The sequence below is a fragment of the Pseudomonas sp. o96-267 genome, from assembly GCF_003935465.1.
Classification (GTDB): domain Bacteria; phylum Pseudomonadota; class Gammaproteobacteria; order Pseudomonadales; family Pseudomonadaceae; genus Aquipseudomonas; species Aquipseudomonas sediminis.
Genome location: NZ_RHQP01000001.1, coordinates 162,608 through 174,055, shown reverse-complemented (window position 1 = coordinate 174,055; position 11,448 = coordinate 162,608). Strand labels below are relative to the sequence as shown.

Genomic DNA, 11,448 nt, shown 5'->3' with positions numbered 1-11,448 from the left:
TTGAACCGAACTAAATCAGTCGTAGCCCGGATGTAATCCGGGGAATGTTGTCGGCGTGATGCTTGCCCCGGATTGCATCTGGGCTAGAGAAGACGCTGCAAACTCTTCAGCAAGCGCTCCAGCGCACCCTGGTTGGCCTTGAGCACACTCAGACCGGCCTGACTCATGCTTTTCATCTCGCTCGGCTCATTGAGCAATGTTGCAACCCTGTCCGCCAACTGCATGGCGTTTTCCACTTCGCTCAGGGCGCCAGCTTCACGCAACTGCGCGGCAATTTCCAGGAAGTTGAACAGGTGCGGGCCGCTCAGTACCGGTTTGCCCAGAGCTGCCGGTTCCAGCAGGTTATGCCCGCCATTGGCTACCAGGCTGCCGCCGACGAAGGCGATATCGGCCAGCGCATAGAGAAACAGCAACTCACCCATGGTGTCGCCCAGCAGCACCTGGTCGCTGGCTTGCACGGCTTCACCCATGGAGCGGCGGCGTGTCTTCAGTCCTTCACTGATGCACAGCTCATGGACCGAGTTGAAGCGTTCGGGGTGGCGTGGCACCAGGATCAGCAGCGCATCCGGCCGCGTCGCCAGTAACTGGCGATGGGCGGCGAGGACGATCTCGTCTTCGCCCGCGTGGGTGCTGGCGGCGATCCATACCGGGCGCTGCTCGGCCTGCCACTGGCGGCGCAGCTCGACGGCGCGTTGCAGCAGCTCGGCGTCGATCTTCAGGTCGAACTTGATCGAACCGGTCACTTCCACGCACTCGGGGCGTGCGCCCAAGGTCAGAAAACGCTGCGCCTCGGCCTGGGTCTGCACGGCGATCAGCGACAGCTCGGCGAGCATCGGCGCGGTGAGCTTGGCGAAACGTGCATAGCCGCGTGCCGAGCGCTCTGACAAACGTGCGTTGGCCAGCGCCACCGGGATCCCGCGCTTGGCGCATTGGTGGATGTGGTTTGGCCACAGCTCGGTTTCCATCACCACGGCCAGAGACGGCTGTACGCGGTCGAGAAAACGCGCGGCAGCCCAGGGCAGATCGTAGGGCAGGTAGCAGTGCTGCACGCTGTTGCCGAACATGGCCTGGATGCGCTCGGAGCCAGTCGGCGTCATGCAGGTGACGGTGATCGGCAACTCGGGATACTGCGCCTGCAGCGCGCGGATCATCGGCGCGGCGGCGATGCTCTCACCAACCGATACCGCGTGCACCCAGATGCCGCCGGGCTGCATCGTTGGCAGGCCAAGGGAGAAACGTTCATTGATACGCCGCGCGTAAGCCGGCGCCTTGCGCGCGCGCAGGGCCAGGCGCAGGGCAATCAGGGGCAGGGCCAGGTGCAGCAGGAGGGTATAGAGGAATCTGTTCATGGGGGCGCAGCTTAGCGTCGCCCGCCATGCGCTGGAAGGGCACCTCTAAAAACTACCTGCTTTGTCATCACTGCGTTAAAAACAATCTGGAACGCCAGCCCGGTCAAATGCTCATTTACAACTCGTAAACTGCGCTTTTTCGCTTGTTTTTGCCTTGTGCTGACTGCCTCGCCTACGTTTTTAGAGAGGTGCCCTGGCGGGCGGTCATGCCTGCGGGCGCAGCAGTTCGCGCGCCAGGCAGTCGGCCAGCCAGTTGGCCGCCGGGCCGAGCGCGCCGTCGCGCCGGGTGACCAGCTCCACCACCAGCGGCAGCGGCGCCCAGTCGCTGCGTAGTTCCTGCAGGTGGCCTTGGTAGGTCGGGTACTGCGCCACATGGCGCGGCAGCCAGGCCCAGCCAACGCCGCGTATCACCAGCTCGGCCATCACATAGAAGCTGTCGGCGCGCCATACCAGCGGACTGATCTGCTCGCCGCCGGGATAGTGGCTGTCCTGCGGGGTCATCAGCAACTGGCGATGTTCGGTCAGGTCACGCCGCTCCACGCTGTCGAGTGCAGCCAGCGGATGGTTCGGGCTGCATACCGTGACCATCTCGATGGTGCCCAAGCGCTGGCTCTCCAGCTCTCGCGGCATTTGTTCATGATGAAACAGCAGGCCCAGGTCGGCCTGGCGCTGCAGCAGCTTGCGCGCCACGTCGCCCTGTGCGCCGCTGGAAAGCTGCACTTCAAGCAGGGGAAAGGCAGCCGCCAGGGCTTCCAGGCTGGCCAGCACCGGTTGGTAGGGCATGGCTTCGTCCTGTGCCAGACGCAGGCGCGCCTCCTCGCCGCGGGCCAGGCCGAGCGCGCGGCCGTCCAGTCGTTCACATTGCTGCAACACGCTGCGGGCCTGCTCCAGCAGCGCGACGCCTGCTTCGGTCAGGCGCGGCTGGCGCCCACTGCTGCGTTCGAAGAGGGTCACGCCGAGGTCGCTCTCGAGCAGGGCGATGGCGGTGCTGACCGCCGATTGCGCGCGGCCGGTGTGCCGAGCTGCGGCGGAGAAGGATCGACTCTCTGCGGTCAGGACGAACAGTTGCAGCTGATCGAGATTCCAGTTCATGGTCAACCTATCTTGATCATAGATAGGTAATGACTTTATCCCATCATGGAAGAACTTAGAATCGTGGCCATCTTTCAGGAGTCGCCACCATGCCCGGATACCTCTATCTCGCTATCGCCATCGCGGCTGAGGTGATCGCCACCACCTCTATGAAGGCCATCGACGGCTTCAACAAACCCTTGCCGCTGTTGCTGGTGATCGGCGGTTACGCAATCGCCTTCTGGATGCTGATTCTGGTGGTGCGAACCATCCCGGTGGGCATCGCCTACGCCATCTGGGCGGGGTTGGGCATCGTCCTGGTCAGCATCGCGGCGATGTTCATCTACCAGCAAAAGCTCGATCTGCCGGCCGTGCTCGGTATGGGGCTGATCGTCAGTGGCGTGGTGGTGATCCAGCTGTTCTCGCAATCGACCGGGCACTGATCGGCCGCGGGCGAGGAAGTTGACGGGTTATACTGCGCGCCTGTTTTTCGCCGAGGCCCGTTCATGTCCCAGTCTTTCAGCACCGATGTCCTGATCGTCGGCGGCGGTATCGCCGGCCTCTGGCTCAATGCGCGCCTGCGTCAGCAGGGCTTCGCCACCGTTCTGGTGGAGCGCGGCAGCCTGGGCGGCGGGCAGAGCCTGAAGTCGCAGGGCATCATTCATGGCGGTGCCAAATATGCCCTGCATGGCGCGCTGACCGGTGCTTCCGAAGCTATCGCCGATATGCCGCGCCGCTGGCGCGAAGCGCTGGCCGGCAGTGGCGAGCTGGACCTCTCCGGTGTGCGCATCCTGTCCGACGCCCATTATCTCTGGTCGCCCGGTACCCTGGCCGGCAACCTCACCAGCTTCTTTGCCAGCAAGGCGGTGCGCGGTCGGGTCGATCAGGTCAAGGGTGAGCAATTACCGCCGGCGCTGCAGCACCCGAAGTTCAAGGGCAAGGTCTATCGACTCGCCGAGCTGGTGCTCGATGTGCCGAGTCTGATCGCACGTCTGGCCGAACTGGCCGGTGATGGCCTGCTTGCCGCCGAGCGTATCGAACCGCTGCAGGAAAACGGTGAGCTGTGCGGGTTGATCGTCGACGGTCGCGAGATTCGCGCGCAGCGCGTGGTGCTCAGCGCCGGGGCCGGTAATGCCGAGCTGCTCGCCGCGCTGGGCATCGAACAGCCCGCGCAGCAGTTGCGCCCGCTGCATATGGTGTTGGCCAAGGGGCCGGCACTGAAGCCGCTGTACGCGCACTGCCTCGGCGGTGGGCCGAAGCCGCGGGTCACCGTCACCACCCATCCGGCCGCCGATGGCCAGTGGGTCTGGTACCTCGGCGGCGATCTGGCCGAGGCTGACGGCGTTGCGCGCGACGAAGGCGCTCAGATTCAGGCGGCGCAAAAGGAAGTGGCCTCGCTGCTGCCCTGGGTCGACCAGAGCCAGACGCGCTGGGCGACATTGCGCGTTGATCGCGCCGAGCCCGCGCAGTCTGGCCTGGTGCGTCCGGACAACGCCTTCCTCGCCGAACAGCAGCGCCTGTTGGTGGGCTGGCCGACCAAGCTGGCGCTGGCGCCGGATTTCGCCGACCGCGTACTGGCCGCCCTGCAACGGGACAAGGTACAGCCGGCTGGCCATGCTCCGTTGCCTGAGCTGCCGCGCCCCGCGCTGGGGCAGCCGGTATGGGAGGCACTGTTGCCATGAGCACCCTGCACGATCTGCATCGCCCGCTGGGTTCCACCGGCTTGCGCGTTTCGCCGCTGGGCCTGGGCACGGTCAAACTCGGTCGAGATCAGGGCGTGAAGTACCCCAACGGTTTCACCATCCCTGACGATACGCAGGCCTTGGCCTTGCTGCGGCAAGCCCGCGAGCTGGGGATCAACCTGATCGATACCGCGCCGGCTTACGGCGTCAGCGAGCAACGCCTTGGCCCGCTGCTGCGTGGCCAGCGCGATGAGTGGGTGATCGTCAGCAAGACCGGTGAGGAGTTCGAGCAGGGCCTGTCGCACTTCGATTTTTCCGCCGCGCACACCCGCCTGTCGGTCGAGCGCAGCCTCAAGCGCCTGGAGACCGACCGTATCGACCTGCTGTTGGTGCACTCCGATGGCAACGATCTGGCGGTACTGCGTGAAACGGGCGTTTACGAGACGCTGGCAGCGCTCAAGCGCGAGGGCAAGATCCTCGGCTACGGGATTTCCGGCAAGACCGTCGAGGGCGGGCTGCTGGCGCTGGAACAAGGCGACTGCGCCATGGTCACTTATAACCTGAGTGAGCAGGGCGAGAAGCCGGTGTTGGACTACGCTGCCAGTCACGCCAAGGGCATTCTGATCAAGAAGGCGTTGGCCAGCGGGCATGTCTGCCTGGCCGAGGGTGTCGATCCTGTACGTGCCAGCTTCGAACTGATATTCGCGCATCCGGGCGTCAGCAGCGCCATCGTTGGCACCATCACGCCCGCGCACCTGGCGGCCAATGTCGCGACGGTCGCGGCGGTTTTGCAGGGTATCCGCTGAGAACCTATTCACGATCTCGCGAGCTAGAGCGATACAACACCGGTGGCGGCCCCGCAAAAACAAGCGAGGAACGGCCGGGGTCGCGGGCGACTGTACTGTTGTACATGAGCATTTCGACCGGGCTGGCGCTCCAGCTTATTTTTAACGCAGTAGCGCCGAAGCGCAGCAGATCGTGAACAGGTTCTGAGGTCCCCGGTCACGTCCTCTTACAGCCTTGGGTTGTGCTGAGTGGTCGGCTTGGGGCAGCCTTGAGCGGTTTTCGCTTCAACCTGATCCTCGCGTGAAGGCCGCTCGTCGAGCTGGATTCACGCCCAGCCGGAACAAGGAGTCGAGATGCCGCGTACGCTGATCCGCAAGGACCCGAGTAACTTCAAGACCCTGCCACTGCTCGTCGAAGCTAGCCCCGATGGTCTGAGATACCAGAGCCTGGGGCAGCCGCTGAATTTCCAGCAGATGCTCGAACGCCGCCGTCCGGTCGAGGTGGCGGACAGTTCGCGCTTTTCCATCGAGCTGGCCAACCTTGGCGTATCGGTACGCATGACCCTGCGCTTGCACGGTCGTGACTACTGGTTGCTGGTGCGCCAGCGCCGCCCGGATCGCGGTGACACAGTCCTCAAGCTGATTTCCGGCTACGTGCCGGCGCATGAGCTGAATCTGCCGTTGCTTACCGCGGTTCAGGAAGTAGCCGAGGAATGCCTGCTGGAGAGTGCCGATGGCTGGCTGGGCGGGCGTTTTGCCGATACCTGGTTGCCCACGCCCTATCAGGGTGCGCTGCGCTATCGCGAGTCGAGTCACTTTCGTCTCAGCCCGCTGTCCGGCGCTGCGCGGCCAGTGCAGTGCGGCAACCTGACCTTGCTCGAGCGCCCGCGCGCCTATGTGCATCTGCCTACGGCATCCTTGCAGCTGGTCTATGACCTTAGCCTGGAGCTGCCACGCGATGCCCGTCAGTTGAGTCTGTTTCACGTCGACGAATGCCTGGAAGACGGTCGCCTGGTGGCGCGTCTGGAGCGTCGGCGGCCGGACATCTATCTACTGGCGTTGCAGCGTGGTGTGCCCAGCGGTGGGCTGTTCACCCTGCGCAAGGGCGAATTGCTGCCCGCCAGCACCCGAGGGGTATGGCTGTCGGAGAGTTTTGCCGAACAGGATGGCTGGCTGGTGCGCGACGAGCGGATTCGCTGGAAGGACTGGCTGCAGCGCTACGGTGTAAAGACGCCGCAGCGGCGCGCATTGGCCAGTGCGTAGGGCGGGTGCAACCCGCCGTTGGCCGTCTGGCGGGTTGTGACTGCCCTACATGGGCTGCGCCGCTTTCACGCCCGGCTGTCGCGCATGCGCGTCAACTGCCGCTCCAGTAGTGCCGGATAAGGATCGAGCAGGCGCTCCACGCAGCTGGCCCCTTCCGGGCTGGCAATCGGGCGGATGCGGGCGCGCTGGCGGGCCAGGGCATCCTGCGCGACGCGTTGCTCGACCAACAGCAGGTTGCGGCTGTGCTGCGACAAGGCCAGGGCGTCCAGGGCGCTGTCGCTGAGCAGCAGGTCAGCCTGGCCCAGCTCTTCCAGATCACGGCCCAGGGTCAGCCCTAGCTGCAGTTGCAAGGTGATGCCGCTGTCGGCGACCTCGATCTGCAGGGCATGGCCCAGGGCGCGCATCAGCTCGCCACAGCAGATCGCGTGGGTCAGGTAGTCTTCGCCGCATTCGCGCTCATGGAACAGCATCAGGCTGCTGCCGTCCTTGAGGGTATGCAGTTGCCCCTGGTAGAGCGCGGCAGCTTGTTCCAGGCAACCCCGATAGCGATCCAGCAGGTCCAGTAGTCGCGTGCGTGGTAGGCGACGAAGCTGCTCCTGAGCACCGAGTTGAATGGCCAGCACGGCGCTGGCTTGCGAGGGGCGCGGAGCCTTGGCGACCGGCGCAGGCGCTTCGGAGTCGTCACGCAAGTCGGCAAAGGGATCATCCGGCTCTATGGCGTCGGGCCAGGGCTTGAGCTGCTCGTCATCGCCATCTTCATCGCTGATGTGCGTTTCATCGAAGGCATGCTCGGCCTCGATCTCCTCCTGCTCGTCGAAGCGCTCGTCGTCTTCTTCTGGCAGATAGTCCTCGCTGTCATCGAGCAGCTGTTCGTCATCCAGTTCCTGTTCGGGCTCCGGTTTTTCCGGTACCAGGCGCGCCTGCAGTTGACGCGCCAGATCACCGATCTCGTCGTTGCGCCCCGCCCCCGGTGCAGGGTCGTCCGGGTCACGCAGCCACAGGCGCATTTGCAGCAAGGGCGTGGAAATGTAACGGCCCAGGCGCATGCTCAGCGACAGGGTCAGTGCCAGCAGGATCAGGCTGAGAATGCCCATGCTCTGCAGGCTGATGGTCATCGGCTGCTGGAACTGGCTCATATCGAGGCTGATGCGCAACTGTCCGGCCATCACCTCCTGGAACGTGATGGGGGTGGTGTACAGACCCTCGGTTTCACCCAGAACGCTGCGCGTCGGGCGCGAGCCAGCTTCGGCGAGGATGCGGTTATCCACGCTGTAGATGGCCGCATGGGCAACCAGCGGGTTCTTCGCCAGGTTGTTCAATAGCACGTTGAGACTGAGGATGTCGTTGGACACCAGCAGCTCGGTGGACGACGCCGCCGTCTGGGTTATCAGCGCCTGACCCAGTGCATCGGCCTGCTGCTGCATGGCCTGCTTGAACTGCATGCCCATGACCCAGGCATAGATGACCATTGCCAGGGCCACCAGCAGCACGCTGTGGCTGGCAATACGCAGAACCAGAGGCACCCGCCGCTGACGCAGCGCGTGGAAGATCAGGATGAAGAAGTTATCGGGTTTGACGGGCGCAGGCCGGTTCACAGAGCACGGCTCTTGTCGACTGAAGTTGCCGCGCAGTATAGCGAGCGGTCTGGGGCGGGCAAAGCGCATGGCTGCCCGGAACGACGGGAAACTGGGTAGAATGTGCGCCTTTTCGTCGGTCGGTGGCCAATTCGCCGCTTGCCTGCCTCAATCGTTTGCCTTGGAGGGTGCGTCTTGCGCGAAATCGTCCTGATCAATATCACCGGCGAAGATCGCCCCGGACTCACCGCTGCCATCACCGGGGTGCTGGCTCAAGGCGGGGTGAACATCCTCGATATCGGTCAGGCGGTGATCCACGACACCCTGTCGTTCGGCATCCTTATCGAAATTCCTGACAACGGCCGCTCCCAGTCGGTGCTCAAGGACTTGCTGTTCACTGCCTACGAACTCGACCAACAGGTGCGTTTCACTCCGGTTTCCGAAGACGACTACCGTCAGTGGGTTGGTGGCCAGGGCAAGGCGCGCCATATCGTGACTCTGCTGACGCGCAAGGTCAGCGCCGAGCAGTTGCAGCGCGTCAGTGCGATCACTGCCAAGTACGGCCTGAACATCGATCATATCGACCGTCTTTCCGGGCGCATGCCGCTGGACATGCCGGCCGAGCAGGGCAAAGGTTGCATCGAGTTTTCCGTGCGTGGCGAGCCGGCTGATCCGGTCGCCCTGCGCGCCGAATTCCTCAGCGTGGCGCAGGAACTCAACGTCGACATCGCCTTCCAGCGCGACTCGGTGTTCCGGCGCAATCGCCGTCTGGCCGTGTTCGACATGGATTCGACGCTGATCGAGGCCGAGGTCATCGACGAGTTGGCCAAGGCTGCCGGCGTGGGTGAGCAGGTGGCCGAAATCACCGAGCGCGCCATGCGCGGCGAGCTGGATTTCCGCGCCAGCTTCAAGGAGCGCCTGGGCTTGCTGCAGGGGCTGTCGGAGGACGTGCTGGAGGAGATCGGCGCGTCCCTGCGCCTGACCGAGGGTGCCGAGGTGTTGTTCGCCGAACTCAAACGCCTGGGCTACAAGACTGCGATTCTCTCCGGCGGCTTCACTTACTTCGCCAAGCAACTGCAGGCCAAGCTGGGCATCGACTACGTGTTCGCCAACGAACTGCAGATCGAGAACGGCAAGGTCACCGGTGTGGCCGTCGAGCCCATTGTCGACGCACAGCGCAAAGCGGATCTGTTGCGTGAGCTGGCGCAGAAGGAAGGTTTGCAGCTGGAGCAGACCATCGCTGTCGGCGATGGTGCCAATGACCTGCCGATGCTCGGTCTGGCCGGTCTCGGCGTGGCTTTCCGCGCCAAGCCGCTGGTCAAACAATCGGCCAAGCAGGCGATCTCCACCCTTGGGCTGGACGGCATTCTTTATCTGCTGGGCTTCCGTGATCGTGAGGGGCAGGAATAAGCGCCGCGTTCTTTCGGAAACGAAAAAGCCGCCTGAATAGGCAAGGCGTTGGCTTAATCCGTTGATGCAGATCGTTAACGTCATGATCTGAAAGCCAAAAAGCAGAAGTCCCCAGCAGAAAATATCTCGGCTGGGGATTTTTGCTTATAGGGCCCGTAACCGCAGGCCATCGGGGAATCTTTCAACAGATTTCCCCAACGGCTAGCTGAATAGGCGGCTTTTTACTGGGGGAGGGTTTATTCGTCGCCAGCCGAGAAGTCGTAGTCCATCGACTGGCTCGGGCCCTGCAGGTAGTAGCCCTGAATGAAGTTGACCCCGGCCTGCCACAGCGTCGCCAGTACGCTGGCACTTTCGACGAAGGGCACGATGGTCAGCTTGGCCTGGGCATGCAAGCTGCTGAGTAGGGTTTTCAGCGCTTCCTGGTTCTCTGCATTGCTCAGGTCCTGGGAGAAGGAACCGTCGACTTTGACGAAGTCCACTTGCAGGTGCTTGAGCGTGTTGAACGGGTTCAGGGCGCAGCCGAACTGGCTCAGAGCGACCTTGCAGTGCAGCTCAGCCAGGCCCTGGGTCAGCACCTTGGCCTGTTTCAGGTAGGTAATGGCATCGGGCTCGCTGAACTGGAATACCAGTGAATCCGATGGCAGGCGAGCGGCCTTGAGGGCCACGCTTAGCCAGGGCAACAAGGTCTGATCCTGCAGGCTGGCGCTGGACAGGTGCACGAACAGGCGGGTGTTGTGGCCTTTGGAGCGGTGGTCGGCCAGCAGCTTGATCGAGTTGAGGATCACCCAGCGGTCGATTTTCTCGCCCAGGCCCGCGTCCTTGGCCGCGGCGAGGAACTGCGCCGGCGGAACCTCTTCGCCCTGTGGGCTGAGCAGGCGCAGCAGCACTTCGTAATGTTCGTGGGCGTCGCCACGCAGGCTGATGATTGGCTGGAACAGTAGGCGGAAGCTGTTGTTCTCCAGTGCCTGCTGCACCATCGCCAGCAGGTTGCCGCGGTTGGCGGCTGCGGCCAGCTCATCGGCCGGGTTGAACAGCTTGATGGCGTTGCCGTCGCTGAGCTCGTCGGCGCAGCGGTGCGCGCGATCGATGACTTCCTGTGCCTTGGCGGTTTTCTCACTGAGCCCCGCCACGCCGATTGAAAGCGTGGTCTGTACGGTGCGGCCGCTGACGTCGAACAGGTGGCCTTCGACCTTCTTCAGCAGGGCCGCCAGGCTGGCCTGGCACTGCTCGGGCGTCTGGAGCGGCAGTAGGGCGGCGAACACGTCGTCACCGAAGCGGGCCAGCTGGGTCTCCATCGGGAAATGCGCGCGCAGCAGGCCGGCCAGGTCGGTCAGCAGCATGTCGATGCCGGCCAGGCCGATTTCGCCCTGCATGCCGGCGTAGCGGTCGACCCGGATATACGCCAGGGTCGAGGGCTGGCCGCTGTTGATGGCGCGTTCGGCGGCGTTGTCCATCAGCTCGAGGAAGTGGTTGCGGTTGAACAGGCCAGTGACTAGGTCCTGGCTGCTGATTTCACGCAGTTTCTCTTCCAGTTCGGCATTGGACGTTTGCGCGCGGATCACCACCTGAATGCACGGCTCGCCATCATAGGTGGCGGGGGAAAAGGTCATTTGCGCGGCGAAGCTGCTGCCATCGGCGCGCACGCCCTGGCAGTTGAGCTCGGCGTGGCCTTCAGCGCTCTGGTAGTTCTTCAGGAAGTCCTTGAACGCCCCGTGATCGGCACTGGCGATCAAGTCGATCATCGGCATGCCTTCGAGCTCATCACCATCCTCGTAGCTGAACAGCTCGAGATAGGCACGGTTGGCATAGATGTGCATGCCGTCGTGGACATAGGTGATGGCGTCGACCGAGCTTTCCAGTAGCAGCTGGCAGCGTTTCTCGGCTTCGCGTAATGCCACTTCGGCGGCACGACGGGCGCGGCGCTCTTCGAGATTGGCCAGCTCGCGCTTGGCGACCAGCACCAGGCGTTCATCCTCGCCTTGCGGCAGGGCGTCTTGTGCGCCGAACAGCAGGGCTTCGGTAATGATCTCGGAGTCATTCTCCTCGACCAGTTGGATGACCGGGATGTCCTTGGCCTGGCGGCGAATGGCGGTTATCGCCTCGCTGGGTTCTAAGTGCTCGCTACTGGGGGCGCAGATCAGCAAGTCCCAAGTCTGTTGCAGGCTTTCAGCAAGGTCGTCGCTGGAGGTCAGGCGATGCACGCGAGTGGCATGTCCTGCATTGCGGAACAGACTGACTAGGCGCTCTGCTTCGTTCTGCGAGTCTTCGAGAATCAGCAGGCGGATGGTTTTTTTTTCGATGGCCATAGAGGGGT

Annotated in this window: 9 protein-coding genes; 5 read left to right on the top strand and 4 right to left on the bottom strand. The window is 63.5% G+C overall.

Annotation, left to right across the window (positions count from 1 at the left end; all coding sequences use genetic code 11):
• Nucleotides 1-83 precede the first annotated feature (83 nt).
• Nucleotides 84-1,349, bottom strand: a complete 1,266-nt coding sequence (gene waaA / locus EGJ86_RS00750; protein ID WP_125833569.1) for a lipid IV(A) 3-deoxy-D-manno-octulosonic acid transferase — start codon at nucleotides 1,347-1,349, stop codon at nucleotides 84-86.
• Between the two features lie 204 nt (nucleotides 1,350-1,553).
• Nucleotides 1,554-2,441: a LysR family transcriptional regulator gene (locus tag EGJ86_RS00745; protein WP_055984262.1), complete on the bottom strand. Its 888-nt coding sequence runs from the start codon at nucleotides 2,439-2,441 to the stop codon at nucleotides 1,554-1,556.
• Nucleotides 2,442-2,530: 89 nt separating this feature from the next.
• Here EGJ86_RS00745 and EGJ86_RS00740 point away from each other — a divergent pair, with 89 nt between their 5' ends.
• The 4 genes from EGJ86_RS00740 to EGJ86_RS00725 all read left to right on the top strand — a co-directional run bounded on the left by EGJ86_RS00740 (nucleotide 2,531) and on the right by EGJ86_RS00725 (nucleotide 6,150).
• Complete coding sequence (locus tag EGJ86_RS00740; protein ID WP_013713833.1) at nucleotides 2,531-2,863, top strand: multidrug efflux SMR transporter; 333 nt, start codon at nucleotides 2,531-2,533, stop codon at nucleotides 2,861-2,863.
• A 63-nt stretch (nucleotides 2,864-2,926) separates the two neighbouring features.
• Nucleotides 2,927-4,102 carry an FAD-binding oxidoreductase gene (locus EGJ86_RS00735; protein ID WP_125833568.1) on the top strand — a complete coding sequence of 392 codons (1,176 nt, stop codon included), beginning with the start codon at nucleotides 2,927-2,929 and terminating at the stop codon, nucleotides 4,100-4,102.
• Nucleotides 4,099-4,908: an aldo/keto reductase gene (locus EGJ86_RS00730; RefSeq protein ID WP_125833567.1), complete on the top strand. Its 810-nt coding sequence runs from the start codon at nucleotides 4,099-4,101 to the stop codon at nucleotides 4,906-4,908. The genes EGJ86_RS00735 and EGJ86_RS00730 overlap by 4 nt, the downstream gene beginning before the upstream one ends.
• A 333-nt stretch (nucleotides 4,909-5,241) precedes the next feature.
• Nucleotides 5,242-6,150, top strand: a complete 909-nt coding sequence (locus EGJ86_RS00725; RefSeq protein ID WP_055984254.1) for a hypothetical protein — start codon at nucleotides 5,242-5,244, stop codon at nucleotides 6,148-6,150.
• Nucleotides 6,151-6,215: 65 nt separating this feature from the next.
• On the opposite strand, the gene EGJ86_RS00720 is transcribed toward EGJ86_RS00725, so the two are convergent.
• The gene (locus EGJ86_RS00720) at nucleotides 6,216-7,745 is read right to left on the bottom strand and encodes an AhpA/YtjB family protein (protein WP_055984251.1); all 1,530 of its coding nucleotides are present in this window, start codon (nucleotides 7,743-7,745) and stop codon (nucleotides 6,216-6,218) included.
• Between the two features lie 174 nt (nucleotides 7,746-7,919).
• Between EGJ86_RS00720 and serB the strand changes: the two genes are divergently transcribed.
• Complete coding sequence (gene serB / locus EGJ86_RS00715; RefSeq protein ID WP_013713838.1) at nucleotides 7,920-9,134, top strand: phosphoserine phosphatase SerB; 1,215 nt, start codon at nucleotides 7,920-7,922, stop codon at nucleotides 9,132-9,134.
• Nucleotides 9,135-9,370: 236 nt separating this feature from the next.
• Here the strand turns inward: serB and EGJ86_RS00710 are convergent, their stop codons facing one another.
• Nucleotides 9,371-11,440 (bottom strand): EAL domain-containing protein, encoded by a 2,070-nt coding sequence (locus tag EGJ86_RS00710; RefSeq protein WP_125833566.1) that lies wholly within the window; start codon nucleotides 11,438-11,440, stop codon nucleotides 9,371-9,373.
• Nucleotides 11,441-11,448: the final 8 nt, after the last annotated feature.